General features: G+C 69.0%; 16 protein-coding genes and 2 pseudogenes. 10 read left to right on the forward strand and 8 right to left on the reverse strand.

Features of this window, described 5'->3' with window-relative positions; all coding sequences use genetic code 11:
* Positions 1-3: 3 nt before the first annotated feature.
* A complete protein-coding gene (locus ACWDEW_RS36545) occupies positions 4-168 on the forward strand; it encodes a hypothetical protein (RefSeq protein ID WP_019055237.1) in 165 nt (54 codons plus the stop codon).
* A 23-nt stretch (positions 169-191) separates the two neighbouring features.
* Here the strand turns inward: ACWDEW_RS36545 and ACWDEW_RS36550 are convergent, their stop codons facing one another.
* A complete protein-coding gene (locus tag ACWDEW_RS36550) occupies positions 192-2,048 on the reverse strand; it encodes a thioredoxin-like domain-containing protein (protein ID WP_450518772.1) in 1,857 nt (618 codons plus the stop codon).
* A gap of 124 nt (positions 2,049-2,172) precedes the next feature.
* On the opposite strand from ACWDEW_RS36550, the pseudogene ACWDEW_RS36555 reads away from it, so the two are divergent.
* Positions 2,173-3,179 (forward strand): annotated as a pseudogene (locus tag ACWDEW_RS36555) (aldo/keto reductase).
* A 4-nt stretch (positions 3,180-3,183) separates the two neighbouring features.
* Here the strand turns inward: ACWDEW_RS36555 and ACWDEW_RS36560 are convergent.
* Complete coding sequence (locus ACWDEW_RS36560; RefSeq protein WP_450518773.1) at positions 3,184-3,576, reverse strand: cupin domain-containing protein; 393 nt, start codon at positions 3,574-3,576, stop codon at positions 3,184-3,186.
* A gap of 52 nt (positions 3,577-3,628) precedes the next feature.
* On the opposite strand from ACWDEW_RS36560, the pseudogene ACWDEW_RS36565 reads away from it, so the two are divergent.
* Positions 3,629-4,670 (forward strand): annotated as a pseudogene (locus ACWDEW_RS36565) (DJ-1/PfpI family protein).
* Positions 4,667-5,158 carry an LURP-one-related/scramblase family protein gene (locus tag ACWDEW_RS36570; RefSeq protein ID WP_019073497.1) on the forward strand — a complete coding sequence of 164 codons (492 nt, stop codon included), beginning with the start codon at positions 4,667-4,669 and terminating at the stop codon, positions 5,156-5,158. Before ACWDEW_RS36565 ends, ACWDEW_RS36570 begins: the two are co-directional and overlap by 4 nt.
* Before the next feature lie 70 nt (positions 5,159-5,228).
* Here ACWDEW_RS36570 and ACWDEW_RS36575 read toward each other — a convergent pair whose 3' ends face one another.
* Entirely contained in the window at positions 5,229-6,053 is an 825-nt protein-coding gene (locus ACWDEW_RS36575) for a carbon-nitrogen family hydrolase (protein WP_450518775.1), read from the reverse strand.
* A gap of 179 nt (positions 6,054-6,232) precedes the next feature.
* Here ACWDEW_RS36575 and ACWDEW_RS36580 point away from each other — a divergent pair, with 179 nt between their 5' ends.
* Complete coding sequence (locus ACWDEW_RS36580; protein WP_450518777.1) at positions 6,233-7,057, forward strand: maleylpyruvate isomerase family mycothiol-dependent enzyme; 825 nt, start codon at positions 6,233-6,235, stop codon at positions 7,055-7,057.
* 92 nt (positions 7,058-7,149) lie between these two features.
* Here ACWDEW_RS36580 and ACWDEW_RS36585 read toward each other — a convergent pair whose 3' ends face one another.
* Positions 7,150-8,472 (reverse strand): MFS transporter, encoded by a 1,323-nt coding sequence (locus ACWDEW_RS36585; protein WP_450518779.1) that lies wholly within the window; start codon positions 8,470-8,472, stop codon positions 7,150-7,152.
* Positions 8,469-9,149, reverse strand: a complete 681-nt coding sequence (locus ACWDEW_RS36590; protein ID WP_450518781.1) for a GntR family transcriptional regulator — start codon at positions 9,147-9,149, stop codon at positions 8,469-8,471. Before ACWDEW_RS36590 ends, ACWDEW_RS36585 begins: the two co-directional genes overlap by 4 nt.
* A gap of 268 nt (positions 9,150-9,417) precedes the next feature.
* Here ACWDEW_RS36590 and ACWDEW_RS36595 point away from each other — a divergent pair, with 268 nt between their 5' ends.
* A complete protein-coding gene (locus tag ACWDEW_RS36595) occupies positions 9,418-10,326 on the forward strand; it encodes a D-alanyl-D-alanine carboxypeptidase family protein (protein WP_450518783.1) in 909 nt (302 codons plus the stop codon).
* A gap of 67 nt (positions 10,327-10,393) precedes the next feature.
* Here the strand turns inward: ACWDEW_RS36595 and ACWDEW_RS36600 are convergent, their stop codons facing one another.
* The 3 genes from ACWDEW_RS36600 to ACWDEW_RS36610 are packed head-to-tail and all read right to left on the reverse strand — an operon-like array spanning position 10,394 to position 11,810.
* Complete coding sequence (locus ACWDEW_RS36600; protein ID WP_450518785.1) at positions 10,394-10,723, reverse strand: hypothetical protein; 330 nt, start codon at positions 10,721-10,723, stop codon at positions 10,394-10,396.
* An 11-nt stretch (positions 10,724-10,734) separates the two neighbouring features.
* Positions 10,735-10,923, reverse strand: coding sequence for a DUF397 domain-containing protein (locus ACWDEW_RS36605; RefSeq protein ID WP_450518787.1), 189 nt, complete (start codon positions 10,921-10,923; stop codon positions 10,735-10,737).
* Between the two features lie 5 nt (positions 10,924-10,928).
* The gene (locus ACWDEW_RS36610; RefSeq protein WP_450518788.1) at positions 10,929-11,810 is read right to left on the reverse strand and encodes a helix-turn-helix domain-containing protein; all 882 of its coding nucleotides are present in this window, start codon (positions 11,808-11,810) and stop codon (positions 10,929-10,931) included.
* A 247-nt stretch (positions 11,811-12,057) separates the two neighbouring features.
* Here ACWDEW_RS36610 and ACWDEW_RS36615 point away from each other — a divergent pair, with 247 nt between their 5' ends.
* The 4 genes from ACWDEW_RS36615 to ACWDEW_RS36630 all read left to right on the forward strand — a co-directional run bounded on the left by ACWDEW_RS36615 (position 12,058) and on the right by ACWDEW_RS36630 (position 15,130).
* Positions 12,058-12,495, forward strand: coding sequence for an ATP-binding protein (locus ACWDEW_RS36615; protein WP_450518790.1), 438 nt, complete (start codon positions 12,058-12,060; stop codon positions 12,493-12,495).
* A 90-nt stretch (positions 12,496-12,585) separates the two neighbouring features.
* Entirely contained in the window at positions 12,586-13,017 is a 432-nt protein-coding gene (locus tag ACWDEW_RS36620) for a WXG100 family type VII secretion target (RefSeq protein ID WP_450518792.1), read from the forward strand.
* Between the two features lie 59 nt (positions 13,018-13,076).
* On the forward strand, positions 13,077-13,394 hold the full coding sequence (locus tag ACWDEW_RS36625) for a WXG100 family type VII secretion target (RefSeq protein ID WP_450518794.1): 318 nt from the start codon (positions 13,077-13,079) through the stop codon (positions 13,392-13,394).
* Complete coding sequence (locus ACWDEW_RS36630) at positions 13,394-15,130, forward strand: RNase A-like domain-containing protein (protein ID WP_450518796.1); 1,737 nt, start codon at positions 13,394-13,396, stop codon at positions 15,128-15,130. The genes ACWDEW_RS36625 and ACWDEW_RS36630 overlap by 1 nt, the downstream gene beginning before the upstream one ends.
* Positions 15,131-15,134 lie beyond the last annotated feature (4 nt).

Raw genomic sequence — 15,134 nt, forward strand, 5'->3', positions numbered from 1 at the left:
TTCATGTACGGACGAGTTGTCGGCGCCGGCACGACCGGCGCCGGTGGCGCCACCCTGGCCGCGACGGGCCTGTGGCTGAACAGCATGGCGATGATGGTGGCGGCGACCACGCTGGTGGCAGCCGGGATGGCGCTGTACAAGCTGGCGCCGCGGGCGCGTCGGCGGTAAGGCGTTGCCGGTGGTCCCCCGTTTCAGGCGTTCTGGCTGCGCTGTTCGTTCAGGTCGTCCATGCCCGCCAGGACGAGGGGGAGACGGTCCGTCGCGCCCTCGGTGAGGCGGACCGGGACGCCCCAGTCCTGCTGGTGGACGTGGCAGGCGGGGTATTCGTTGGCGGGGTCGTCGTCACAGGACGCGGCCATCGCGGAGACGTGCAACACGCCTTCTGCGACAGCCTGGTTGAGGGTCAGGGTGCGGTTCAGGTCCGTGCCCGGGCCCTCACCGGTGATCAGGAGTTCGGGCGGGGTCGCTGAGACGAGCAGGCGGGTCGAGGGACCGTAGCGGGTGTCGAGCTTCTGGCCGGCCGGGGCCTGGAAGATGACGTCCAACTGCAGCTCGCCCGGGGCGACTTCGGTGGCCGCGCGCTGGGTGCGATGGGCCACGGACTCGACCCGCACCGCTTCCTCCGGGAGGCGCAGCCGGGTGAGCCGGTGCCGGGCCGACTCGACGACCAGGATCTCGTCACCGACGAGCACGGCGTCGCTCGGCTCCCTCAAGTCCGTGGCCAGCGTGGTGACTTCGCCGGTCGCGGGGTCGTAGCGGCGCAGCGCGTGGTTGTACGTGTCGCTGATCGCGACCGAGCCGTCCGGGAGCGCGGTGACGCCCAACGGGTGCTGGAGCAGGGCGTGTTCGGCAGCGCCGTCGCGGTGCCCGAAGTCGAAGAGTCCGGTGCCGACGGCGGTGTGGACGGCGCCGTCCGGGTCCACCCAGCGCAGGGCGGACGTCTCGGAGTCGGCCAGCCAGAGCCGGTCGGCGGTCGCGGCGAGCCCGGAGGGCTGCGCGAACCAGGCCTCGGGGCCGGGGCCGTCGACGAGCCCCTCGTTGGTGGTGCCGGCGGTGACGGCGACGGTGTCAGCGGCGGGGTCGTAGGCCCAGAGCTGATGGACACCGGCCATGGCGATCCACACCTTGCCCTGCCACCAGGCCACGTCCCAGGGGGAGGAGAGGGCGACCTCGCGGGCGGGGCCGGCGGTGGGCTCGCCCTGCATCCACTGACGGCCGGTGCCGGCGAGGGTCGTGACGGCGCCGGTGGTGAGGTCGAGGCGGCGCAACGCGTGGTTCACGGTGTCGGCGACGACGACGGAGCCGTCCTCCAGGAGCGCGAGGCCCTGGGGTTCGTTGAAGGTGACGGAGTCGCCCGAACCGTCGTGCAGGCCGCGCGCGCCGGAACCGATCCTCCGCACGACCGTCTCCCCGTCCGCCGCCAGTTCGACCAGCTGGTGCCGGGTGGTGTCGCTGACCAGGAAGTTCCCGGACGGCAGGGCCAACGCCTTGCCGGGGAAACGCAGCACGGTCGGCTCCGGCTCCGGCGCCACGTACGGCCCGTCCCCGCGCCGCAGCGTCCCCTTCGCCGCGTGCTCGGTCTCCAGCTCGGTCACCAGCCGCTCGATGGCGTGCGCGTGCCCCTCGCCCGCGTGCTGCGCGACGACGTACCCCTCCGGGTCGATCACGACGAGCGTCGGCCAGGCGCGGACCGCGTACTGCTTCCAGGTCGCCAACTCCGGGTCGTCCAGCACCGGATGCTCGACGCCGTACCGCTCGACCGCGTCCACGACCGCCTGGTGCTCGGCCTCGTGCACGAACTTCGGCGAGTGCACCCCGATGATCACGACGGTGTCCCGGTGCTTCTCCTCCAACTCCCGCAGCTCATCGAGGACATGCAGGCAGTTGATGCAGCAGAAGGTCCAGAAGTCCAGGATGACGATGCGTCCGCGCAGGTCGGCGAGGGTGTACTGCTTGTCACCCGTGTTCAGCCAGCCGCCCTTGCCGGTGAGCTGGGGGGCGCGGACACGGGCGCGGCGGGAGGTGCGGGGCGAGGATGCGGCGGTCATGAATCAAGAGTGCCATCGGCCACTGACAGTCCGGCCGATCATGTCGTGTGCACACCCTCTTGGAGTGCGGCGCGGGCCACGAAAGGATGTTCGCGCGCTGTCAGCCAGGTGAGGGGATCGGTGGATGAAGCAGAATCGACTCGGCCGGAGCAAGGTGCAGGTCACGGAGCTGGGTTTCGGGGGCGGGCCGCTCGGCGGGCTCTTCGAGCCGCTCGACGACGAGACCGCGGCGGGGGGCGGCGCTTGAGGCGGCGTGGGACAGCGGGGTCCGCTACTTCGACACCTCGCCCCATTACGGAATCGGGCATTCCGAGCGCCGTATCGGTGATCTCCTGCGGGGCAAGCCGCGCGACGAGTGGACGCTGTCGACGAAGGTCGGCAGGTTACTCGTTCCGCAGGACCCCGCGGGTCGAACGGACGAGCCGTTCCAGGTGCCCGCCACGCACCGTCGGGTGTGGGACTTCACCCGGGACGGTGTACTGCGCAGCGTGGAGGACTCGCTCGCCCGCATCGGCGTCGACCGGATCGACGTGCTCTATCTGCACGATGCGGAGGAGCACTTCGAGGACGCGTTGCGCGAGGGTGTTCCGGCCCTCGCCGAACTGCGTGCCCAGGGAGTGGTGGGGCGATCGGCGCGGGGATGTACCACCCGGGCAAGCTGACCCGGCTGGTCGAGGAGTCGGACGTCGACGTGGTGATGCGCTGTCCGGCCGTTACACGCTGCTCGACCACAGTGCTCTCGACAGCCTGCTCCCCGCCTGCGCGGACCGGGGCGTCTCGGTGCTCGCGGCCTCGGTCTTCAACTCCGGCCTTCTCGCCACGGCCCGCCCGTCCGCGAGCGCGACCTTCGACTACGCGCCCACCACACCGCAGACGCTTGAGCGCGCACAGCGCACAGCGGATGTCTGCGAAGCCCACGGCGTGACGCTGCCGGCCGTGGCCATGGCCTTTCCGCTGCGTCATCCCGTCGTCGCGGGCATCGTCGTCGGCATGCGCACCGAGGACGAAGTCCGGCGCAATGTCTCGGCGTTCGGCCTGGACATCCCCGCACGACTCTGGGACGACCTGCGGGGCGAGGGCCTCCTGGACGAGCGGGCGCCCGTACCCACCTCGCGATCCGGCTCCGCCTGAAGGGTCAGTTCAGGGCGTGACCCGTCGTCGCGTCCACATGGTCCGGCACGGCCTCGTGCCGGTCGCCGACCGTTGACGTGCCCGTCGGTTCGAGGAGCAGGATCTCGGTCGGGACCGGGGCGTACGGCTTGTGTTCCGTGCCGCGCGGGACCGTGAAGACGCTGCCCTTGGGGAGGACGACCGTGCGCTCCCCCTCGCCCGCCGGCTCGCGCAGCGCGATGTGCAGTTCGCCGGACAGGACCAGGAAGAACTCGTCGGTGTGGTCGTGGGTGTGCCAGAGGTGTTCGCCCTCGACCTTCGCGACGCGGACGTCGTAGTCGTTGACGGTGGTGACGATGCGAGGACTCCACTGGTCGGTGAAGGAGGCGAGGGCCGCGGAGAGCGCGATGGGTTCCATGGGGTCAGCGTGCGCTGTGTCGTACCCGGCGGACGAGTGCTAGGAATCGCACCTGCCGCAAGGATCCTCTCAGCGTCCCCGCCCGCGTCCGCACCGCGTCGCCGTGATCGTCGACGAGGGCACCAACCCCTTCGAAGTGGGCGTCGCCACCGAACTGTTCGGGCTGCCCCGGCCCGAACTGGGGCTCTCCGGGCCGCTGTACGAGGTGCTGGTGTGCACACCCGCGCGCGGGGTGCGGTTGAACCACGGCTTCTTCACCGTGACCGGTGCCTACGGCCTGGACGCGGTGGACTCGGCGGACACCCTCGTCGTGCCGGGGCGGCCCGACAACGTCGTACCGCGCGGTGATGACGTCCTCGACGCGATCCGCCGCACCCACGCGCGCGGGGCCCGTGTCATGAGCCTGTGCACCGGCAGCTTCGCGCTCGCCGAGGCGGGGCTGCTGGACGGGCGCCGGGCCACCACGCACTGGATGTGGACGGACGCCTTCCGCACGCTGCACCCGCGCGTGCGGCTCGAACCGGACGTCCTCTTCGTCGACGACGGCGACGTCCTCACCGCCGCGGGCAGCGCCGCCGCGCTCGATCTCGGGCTGCATGTCGTACGGCGCGACCACGGCGCCGAGATCGCCGACGCGGTGTCCAGGAGGCTCGTCTTCGCGACCCATCGGGACGGCGGGCAGCGGCAGTTCGTGGAGCGGCCGTTGCCCGATGTGCCCGACGAGTCGCTCGCCCCGCTGCTCGCGTGGGCGCGGGAGCGGCTGGGGGAGCCGTTGACGGTGACCGGACTGGCCGTCCGCGCGGCCGTCTCCCCCGCGACCCTGCACCGGCGGTTCAGGGCGCAGCTGGGGACGACTCCGCTGGCGTGGCTGACTGGAGCGGGGGTCCCCCACGCCTTTAAGGCAGTGGGGGAGGGTGGCGTTGGCGTGCCGGTTGATCGAGCGCGGGGAGGAGCGGCTCGACGTGGTGGCCGCGAGGTGCGGTCTGGGGACCGGGGCGAACCTGCGGGTGCGGCTGCGCAGGGAGACCGGATTGAGCCCGTCGGCCTATCGGCGGCGTTTCGGACCGGCTGCCGGGGAAGCCGTAACGGCATGAGATTCCTCGTACGCGATCGGATCCTCGGCTTCGGTGAGGATTACTGGATCGAGGACCAGCACGGCAACAAGGTGTTCCTGGTCGACGGCAAGGCCATGCGCCTCAGGGACACCTTCGAGTTGAAGGACACGCACGGGCGCGTGCTCATCGACATCCACAAGAAGATGCTCGCCCTGCGCGACACGATGGTCATCGAACGGGACGGCGAGCCCCTCGCGACCATCAGACGCAAGCGGTTCTCGCTGCTGCGCAACCACTATCGGGTGTCCCTGGTGGACGGCACCGAACTCGACGTCAGCGGCAAGATCCTGGACCGCGAGTTCGGCGTCGACTACGACGGCGAGCTGCTCGCGCAGATCTCCCGGCGCTGGCTGCACATCCGGGAGACGTACGGCGTCGACATCGTCCGGGAGGACGCGGACGCGGCGCTGCTGATCGCGGTGGCGGTGTGCGTGATCCACCTGGCGGAGAAGGAGCGGGAGGACTAGGCCTGTCCGGCGGATCATGCCGCAGACGCGGGGTCTGGCACTGTCACTTTCCTGCGACCTGATCCGCCGGTCACCCGGCTCGTCGCGGACGCTCCAGCCCCAGCATCCGGTCCTTCAGCGCCGGGAACTGTTCCCGTGTCACCGCCACCCTCGCCGGGTCGAACTCCACCGTGAGGACCTCCTCGCCCGCGCCCGCCTCCGCGAGGACCTCGCCCCAGGGATCGACCACGATCGAGTGACCGGCCTGGGGAACTCCGGCGTGCGTACCGGCCGTTCCGCATGCGAGGACGAACGACTGGTTCTCCACGGCGCGGGCCTGCGCCAGGAGGGTCCAGTGGGAGCGGCGGCGTTCGGGCCAGCCCGCGGGGAGGACGAGGGTCTCGGCGCCGGCGTCGACGAGGCCGCGGAAGAGTTCGGGGAAACGGAGGTCGTAGCAGGTGGCAAGACCGAGGGTCGTGTCGGGCAGACGGACCGTCACCAACTCGCCGCCCGCGCCCATCAGCACGGCCTCGCCCTTGTCGAAGCCGAAGCGGTGGATCTTGCGGTAGGCGGCGGCCAGTTCACCGGAGGGGGAGAAGACGAGGGACGTGTTGTAGAGAGGGCCGGAGCCCGCGGCGGAGCCGCTGGCAGATGCTGTGCGTTCGGGGATCGAGCCCGCGTGCAGCCAGACGCCCGCGTCGCTCGCCGCCTTGGCCATCGCCTCGTAGGTCGGCCCCTCCAGCGGCTCGGCCTCGGTGCCGAACTGCTCGTAGGCGAACGCGCCCGTCGTCCACAGCTCCGGCAGAACGACCAGATCGGCACCCGCCTGTTCGCGGACGAGAGCACCTACCCGAACCCGACGATTTTCTACCGATTCGCCCTCTTCTACGGCGATCTGGATGAGAGAGGCGCGCACACTACCACCGTCCTGGCATTCGAGCCGTTCACACGGGCCTACGATCGTCACACGAAAGCACTGCCGGGGTGCCTCACAGCAGCGTAACTTAGCGTTCCAAGACACCCGCCGACAGCCACCTCCCGCTGGCAACGCCGCCCGCCACCCAACCTGTACCGACCGCCGAGGGGTCCCGTTCCGTGAGTCTGCATCCCACTCTCCAGCCCTACGCCGACGCCTGGACCCACTCCATCGAAGCGATATCCGAGCTGGTGAACCCTCTCGTGGAGGGAGAGTGGAACCGGCGAACGCCGTGCCCGGGCTGGTCGGTGCGTGACGTGGTCTCGCACGTCATCGGGCTGGACAACGAGATGCTCGGCGACCCGCGGCCCATCCACACGCTCCCCCGCGACCTCTACCACGTCACCAACGAGCACCAGCGGTACATGGAGATGCAGGTCGACGTGCGCCGTCACCACACGGCGCCGGAGATGACGTCGGAGCTGGAGTACACGATCATCCGCCGCAACCGGCAGCTGCGGAACGAGTCGCGGGACCCCGGCACCAAGGTGCGCGGCCATGTCAGCACCGAGGTCACGCTCGAACAGTCCATGCGCAACCACGCGTTCAATGTGTGGGTGCACGAGCAGGATCTGCGCGCCGCCCTCGGCCGCCCCGGGAACCTCGACTCGCCGGGCGCGCACATCGCCCGTGACGTGCTGCTCGCCGAGCTCCCCCGCGTCGTCGCCGACGACTCGGGCGCACCACGCAGTTCGGCGGTCGTCTTCGACGTGCACGGTCCGATCGAGTTCCTCCGTACGATCCGCGTCGACATCCAGGGCCGCGGCACGCTGGAGACGGCCCCCGCGCTCGGTCCCGCCGCGACCCTGATCCTCGACTGGGAGACGTACGTCCGGCTGGCGTGCGGGCGGGTCACCCTCGAATCGGTGACGGACCGCGTCAAGGCGGACGGCGATCCGGAGCTCGCGGCGTCGATACTGCGGAACTTCACGGTCACGAAGTAGGCGGCAGGAAGTAGACGGCAAGAAGAGGCGGCAAGAAGTAAGAAGTGGGTGGTAATCGCGGCCGAGTTGGTGGATACGTGAGCGGGTCGCCCTCACGCGGGCACGTGCACCGTCTCCACCCTGCTCGCCACCAGCCGCTCGCGCTCGCGGCGGGCCGCCCTGCGCCGTAGCCGCAGGATCTGGCTGACGCCGAGCGCCTGGAGCACGAAGACCACCGAGAACGCGATCGAGTAGTCGTCGCCGGTCGCGTCGAGCAGCACACCGATCGCGAACAGGGTCGTCATCGAGGCCGTGAAACCACCCATGTTGGTGATCCCGGAGGCGGTGCCCTGGCGCTCCGGCGGGTTGGCCGGGCGGGCGAAGTCGAAGCCGAGCATCGAGGCGGGCCCGCAGGAACCCAGCACGAGGCACAGCACGATCAGCAGCCACATCGGCGCGTGCTCGCCGGGGTAGAGGAGCGTGACCGCCCACACCAGGGCCGTCGCTCCCACCGTGCCCAGCGCCAGCGGCAGCCGCGCCGCGTGGTGCCGGGCGACGATCTGACCGTAGACCAGCCCCACCACCATGTTGGACAGCACGACGAGGGTGAGGAGTTCGCCGGCGGTGGCGCGGGACAGGCCCTGGGCCTGGACCAGGAACGGCAGGCCCCACAGGAGCAGGAACACCATTGCCGGGAACTGGGTGGTGAAGTGCACCCACAGACCGAGGCGGGTGCCGGGTTCGCGCCAGGATGCGGCGATCTGCCGGCGGACGTAGGCGGCGCCCCGGTGCGGGAACGGCTCCGGCTCGTGGCCTTCCGGGTGGTCCTTCAGGAAGAGCAGCAGCAGAACGAGGACCACGACCCCGGCGAGCGCGCTGCCCGCGAAGGCGGCCGTCCAGCCGATGCCGTGCAGCAGCCTGGCGATCACCAGGGTGGAGACGAGGTTTCCGGCCATTCCGGCCAGACCCGCGAGCTGGGCGACCATCGGCCCGCGCCGCGCCGGGAACCAGCGGGTGCCCAGCCGCAGCACGCTGATGAACGTCATCGCGTCGCCGCAGCCGAGCAGCGCGCGGGAGGCGAGAGCGGTGCCGTAGGAGGGGGAGAAGGCGAAACCGAGCTGGCCGGCGGTGAAGAGCACCACCCCGATGGTCAGCACCTTCTTGGTGCCGAGGCTGTCGACGAGCAGGCCCACGGGTATCTGCATGCCCGCGTAGACCAGCAGTTGGAGGATCGAGAAGGTGGAGAGGGCGGAGGCGTTGACGTGGAAGCGCTCGGCGGCGTCGAGGCCCGCCACGCCCAGGGACGTACGGAAGATGACGGCGACGAAGTAGACGGAGACGCCGATGCCCCACACGGCCATGGCGCGACGGCCACCGGGCGGGTCACCGGGCAGGGAGAGAGCGGAACCGGAACTGCTGCCGCCGCTGCTGCTCATCGGACCTCGCCCCGAGCCAGGTGGGAGAACCAGTCGACGTGCTGATGGACGATCTCCACGGCCGCCTCGGCGTCCCCGGTACGCAGCGCGTCGAGGATCGTCTCGTGCTCGGTGAGCGTCTTGGCGATGCGGTCGGGGTGCGAGTGCATGATGGCGACGCCCATCCGCAGCTGCCGGTCGCGGAGTTGGTCGTAGAGCCGGGAGAGGATCTCGTTGCCGCCGCTGCGGACGATCTCGGCGTGGAAGCAGCGGTCGGTGACGGCGGCGCCGGCCAGGTCGCCCGCGGCGGCCTGCTCCTTCTGCCGCGCGAGGAGTTCTTCCAGCCGGGCGATGAGGGTCGGTGACGCCGGTACGACCTTGCGGACCGCGTGCTGCTCGACCAGCATCCGGGTCTCCACCACGTCCGCGATCTCCTGCGAGGAGACGGGCAGGACGAGGGCGCCCTTCTTCGGGTAGAGCTTGATCAGCCCCTCGACCTCCAGGCGCAGCAACGCTTCGCGCACGGGCGTCCGGGAGACCCCGACGGCCTCCGCCAACTCGCCCTCGGTGAGCAGGGTGCCGCCCTCGTAGCGCCGGTCCAGGACACCTTGTTTGACGTGCGTGTAGACGCGGTCGGCGGCGGGGGGTTGCTTGGCGGTCAGGGAGGAGGAACCGGCGGCGAGGGACGGGGACGACATGAGAACAGCATAGATACAACACGTACGCATGAGGACGGGCGTCCAGGATGCGGACGGAGCCGGCCGGAACCAAAGAGGGCCGGAGGCGCGTCTACGGATGTGCGTTTCAACGGCCGGTTCCCGAGGACGTTTCACACCTTCGGGGAACCCGCCCCAGCAACCGCACAACCTTCTGTGCTACTTACGTGTCACACACGTGCGGCCCTCCCTTTCCCCCCTCCAACTGGGCCGCTCCTCAGGGGCATTCAACGTATTCGGGGTACCTCAGTTGATTACTGCCATTAACGGCATCAAGGGCAGCCGCTTCCGCAGAGCCGCCGCGGTCACCGTGACCGCAGGCGCCGTGCTCGCGACCGGCGCCCTGACCGCGGCTCCCGCGCAGGCTGTCACCAAGCCGTCGATCGTGGCCGCGGGCGGCTATGTGATGAACAACGCCACCGGCAAGACGCTCTACACGAAGGCCGCGGACACCAAGCGGTCGACGGGCTCCACCACGAAGATCATGACCGCGAAGGTCGTGCTGTCGCAGGCCAACCTCAACCTCGACGCCAAGGTCACCATCCAGAAGGCGTACAGCGACTACATCGTCGCCAACACCGCCTCCTCCGCCCACCTGATCGTCGGCGACAAGGTCACCGTCCGCCAGCTGCTCTACGGCCTGATGCTGCCGTCGGGCTGCGACGCGGCGTACGCGCTGGCCGACAAGTTCGGCACGGGCTCCACCCGGGCCGCGCGCGTGAAGTCGTTCATCGCCAAGATGAACTCCACGGCGAAGACGCTCGGCCTGACGAACACGAAGTTCGACTCGTTCGACGGCATCGGCAACGGCAACAACTACTCGACGCCGCGCGACCTCACGAAGCTCGCCAGCAACGTGATGAAGAACGCCACGTTCAAGACGGTCGTCAAGACCAAGTCGTACACCGCCAAGACGATCACCAAGACCGGCGGCACCCGCACCATGGCTGCCTGGACCAACACGAACACCCTGCTCAGCAGCTACAGCGGCACGATCGGCGTGAAGACCGGCTCCGGCCCCGAGGCCAAGTACTGCCTCGTCTTCGCCGCCACCCGCAACGGCAAGACGGTCATCGGCACGGTCCTCGCGTCGTCCTCGATCACGCAGCGCGCGACGGACGCGACGAAGCTCCTGAACTACGGCTTCGCGACGATCTGACGTAACCGACACGTTCGTGGGGGCCTGCCGCATGCCAGCGGCGGGCCCCTTCGTCGTGGCCAGGACGCTAGGACCCGCGTTTCCGAGTCGCGACGAACGTGATACCGATCCCCGCCGCTCCGTACAGGACGAACAGCACGCCCTCGCGCCCCAGGCTCCGGCGCTTCACTTCCTGGGCGAACTTCAGCTGGTCGTACGTGCTCGTTCCGGTCGAGCGGCCGGTGGCGGTGTCGTAGGAGAGCGCGCAGCGGTCGCCCTTGCGCATGTGCCCCGGGGAACTCTCGCCCTCCGCGTCCAGCTGGAGCCCCGGGCAGTCAGGAGCGCCGTCGGCCGCGCCGGCTCTCAACAGCGACAGGGCGCCCCACAGCAGCGGCAGCGCGAACAGCACGAGTAACACGCCTCGGAATCTCACCGAGTCACCCTGGTGAGCGCGACGAACGCGGCCCAGGTGGCGGGGGCGAGCCGAACTATCGGCCCGTCCATGTCCTTCGAGTCACGGACGGCGACCGTGGTGGGGATGTTGCGGGCGACTTCGACGCACTGCTGTCCGGCGTCTCCGCCGCTGTAGCTGGACTTGACGAACACGAACTCGGTCACCGGCTCTACATCTCCTTGCGAATGGCTTCGATCAGGTCGAGAGCGTTGCGCTCCGCCAGCCCCACTCGCGCGATGCGATCGAAGATCCGACTGTGCCGGGCTGCGTCTTCCTCGCTCTCCAACCAGAGCGTAGAAGAGGGTACGTCCATATGTACGACGTCCAAGGCGCCGGGCTCAGCGAACGAGACGATGCTGAACGCGCCGATCATGCCCGGGTTGGCGCCTGCCAGAAAAGGCACCACCTGCAATTTCACCGTGTCCGTCCGCGCCAGGTCCAGCAGCTGACCCAGCTGTTCCTTCATCACAGCCCGCCCGCCTACCAGTTGGCGCAGCGCGCCCTCGTGCACCACGGCCCACAACTCCAGTGGCCGCTCCGAACGCAGTCGGGCCTGACGAGCCAGCCTCGCCTCCACAAAGGGTTCGATCTCATCCGGGTCCTCCCACGAACCCGCGCCCACGGCCACGGCCCGGGCGTAGTCCGGTGTCTGCAACAGGCCGGGGACAAAGGCGAGTTCCCAGGTGCGCATGCTGGTGGCGATGTCTTCCAGCGCCACGTACTCGACCATCGCGGAGAGTTGCGGGTACTGGTTCCACCAACCACGGGCCTTGCGTCTCTCACGGTCCGTCCTCGCGAGGGTCAGCAGTCGCCCGATCACCGACTCGGCCGTCTCGCCGTACAGGTGACAGAGCGCTCGGATGTCCGGATCCCGGATTGGCACCAGCCCGCGCTCCATCTTGGCGACCTTGGCCACGGACGCCGACAACGCTTCGGCCGCATGCGCCTGACGCAGTCCGCGCACCTCACGCATGCGCAGCAGCTCACCGCCCAGCCGCCGTGCCAGCACGGTCGACACCGACACACCGCGATCAGGGTTTCTACCTGCCATGTCACCTTCCCTCCCGCCGAGTTGGTCACAGTCTGTGCGGCCACCGTACGGAGGGCAAGCAAGTTCGAGTAGAAATTTATGGCCTCACACTTGCTGGCCTACTCCGTGCACCGCTACCCTCAGTGCACAACAAGCCACCCAGCGGCACCGGTTGGCGGAAGTGCACCGCGCTGCCCACACCCGGCACAGCACGGCAGAGCCACCCCACCTGGCCCCTGTCCCCCCATCGCACAAGGAGGTGCGCCCGGTGACCGACTCCTGTCCTCCCGGACTCCCGAAGCCCAACGGCCCCTACGACCACTACGACGCCGTCACCTACACCCCGTACCCGAGCAACATCCCCCGCGCCCGCAGACACGTCGCCCACCTCACCGCCGCCTGGGGACACCCCCACTCCGCAGGCGACGCGGCCCTGCTGGCAAGCGAGTTGTGCACGAACGCCCTACTTCACGGGTGCCTCCGGGACCGCCTGTTCCGCGTGGAGACGTCCCTCACCGGCAGCGCCCTGCGCGTGGCGGTCACCGACCCGAGGGGCGAGCGACTCCCGTGGCCCCAAAGCTCCACCCTCGACGACCAGTTCGGCCGCGGCCTGCTCATCGTCCGTACGCTGGCCGCCCGTTGGGCCGTGGAGAAGCTCACTGTCGGCAAGACCGTCTGGGCAGAGTTGGACATCCTGGGACCTTGAACGACCTGGCTCCGGGGCCACTGCGAACCGTAGGATTATTGCAACAGCAAGTGACGTGTGATGCCGACGCGACGGGGGCGGAGATACGGCATGGCAGTGCCCGGAACCGGTGCGGGCCAGGGCGGCGGCCCCGACCTGCGCGTGACGTCCGCCGACCTCACCAGGCTCGCCGGTGACCTCGACGACATGCAGGACCACCTCGACAAGCAGGTCAGACGCATGGACGCGATCGTCGACCGCATCGAGGCCGGCTGGCGCGGCCCCGCGGCGACGGCGTACCGCGAGTTCCACCGCGCGGCGACCGAGGACGCCGTACGCATCCGCGAAGTGATGAAACTGCTGGAGCAGGCCGTGCGGATGAGCCGGGACGGCTTCTCCGCGAACGACATCGAGGTGCTGGAGCAGATGCGGAGGATCCGGGTCGACGTCGGCGGCGAGGTCGACAAGCTGTCCACGCCCAACGCGGAGGCGACGGGCGGTGATACGCCGACTGCACCCCGCAGCAGCCTCGACTCCTTCTGATCCGAGCCGTCAAGTGCCCGCCATCCAGCCATAGTTGCCGACCGATATCCAGGGGGATCATGTCGACCGGGGCTTCCGCCGACGACGACCACATAGCCGTCTCCTTCGCCACGCTCCACGACCTCACCGCCGAGCTGGAGGACATCCTCAAGCAGCTCAACGGCAAGCTCGACGACCTCTACGACCGCGCCGAACCGGTCGTCCTGTCCTGGAAGGGCGAGGCCCGCGAGGTCTTCGTCGAGAAGCTGGACGAGTGGGACCGCTCGGCGCAGGATCTGCAGGCCGCGCAGAAGTGGCTGCACGCGTATGTCACCACCGGTCACGCGAACTACTCGGCGGCGCACCGGGCGGTGCTGCGGGGTTGGGGGGCGGCCTGATGGCAGACCGGCCCAGCGATGCCGAACGCCAGCAGGAACGCGACCGGTTGAAGACGGCTGCGCCGGGTGCCGGTGGCGGCTTCGACGTACAGCCGCCGCATCTGTACTACTCGTCGGCGGTGGTGCGCGACGGACAGTTCGACTACGACAAGGGAGCCACCCGGCTGGTCGGGGCGCTCAATGAGTACAGCCAGTCGGCCGGAACCGGATGGGGCCCGGACTCCTTCGCCAACGTCTACATGCAGATCGCCGAGAAGTTCGTCAAGGTCTGGGCGACGAGTGTGCTGAGCGTGGGCGGGGTGGCGGTCGGTCTGACGGTGACAGCCAACAACTACCAGGCAGCGGACTGGTCTTCGCGCGGTATGTACGGACCGCCGCCCCGCCGCATCCCTCCGGCGGTCATCGACAAACAACCCGACTACGGGAAGATCAACGACATCAAGTGGTCCGGGACGGGCGAGGACGCCGACTCGTGGGCCATCTCCGGCGCGCTCGGTGAGATCCCGGACTTCCTCGCGGACATCGCGCGACCGGCCATCGAGTACGGGCTCAATCTCGGGAAGACCCACGAGATCACCCCGGGAGCACGCGACGACGACCTCAAGGGGATGGCCACCGCATGGCGGGAGGCAGCGAGCACCGCGCTGAAGGCGGGCGACAACTTCACCGCCGCCATCGACTACATGACCGATCCGCAGGGCAACAGCGAATGGCAGGGCGCGATGAAGTCGTTCTGCCAGGCGATCTGGGGGACCACCGCCTGGGGCCGCAGCCGTGACGCGCAGGGCAACATCGCGCAGCAGGGCGGCCGCAGTTGGAAGACCTCGGCAACGGTGGCACCCGGGCAGCGCAGACCTATCCTGGAGGTGCTGCACCACACCGCCGACACCGTCCAGAAGACCTGCGACGACCTGGTCCAGGTCGTACGCACCTGCCGGACGACCACCGAGAACCTGGCCAAGACGGCGGCCAAGGGGATGGTCGTGGATCTGACGACCGGACTCGACCCGCTGGAACTGTTCAAACTCGCGGCCACCGACATGTTCGGTGAACTGGTGATGGCGTTCCGCAGGCACATGGACCGGCAGGCCGCGGACAAGGCCGTCGAGATCTACCAGCAGGCTTTCAGCGACGCCGCCGCCAAACTCCTCGAACTGGACTGGGAGTTGGACGAGGCGCTGAGGAGCGCGCCCACATTCGACGCGGAGGAGGCGAGGGCCGAGGCCTTCGGCGCGCGGGCGCTAAACGACTTCAAGAATGAACACAAGTGGACCGTGCCGAACGATTCGGCGGGAAACCACAGGTATCCCCTCGACCTGGCGAACCAGGAATACATCGACAACTCGCACGGTGTCGACAAGCACATCGGGAAAACCGACGCACAGCTCGTGCAGCGGTTGCGCGACCAGACCAATATCCCCGCGGCATCCACCTTCAAGAACCTGACCGATGCCCAGAAATTCACCCAGCTGGCCATCGACAAGAACCAGGCCGCGATCAGTGACTACCTGGACGACGGGCCTCCGTACCATCCTCCGAACAAGCCCTTCACATACCTTGATCCTCAGGGCCCAGTGACCGGTAGCAGCATTACCAAGAACGAGTACCAACAAGCGCTCGCTGCACACCGGGAACCGAACGTGGTCCAGTCGCACGGCGTCCAGATCCGAGTGAAACCCGCCCCAGGCATGGACCCTCCGTTCACGCTCATCACCTCCACGCCCACTGACACCTGAGGAA

It is taken from the genome of Streptomyces sp. NPDC001100 (assembly GCF_053598575.1).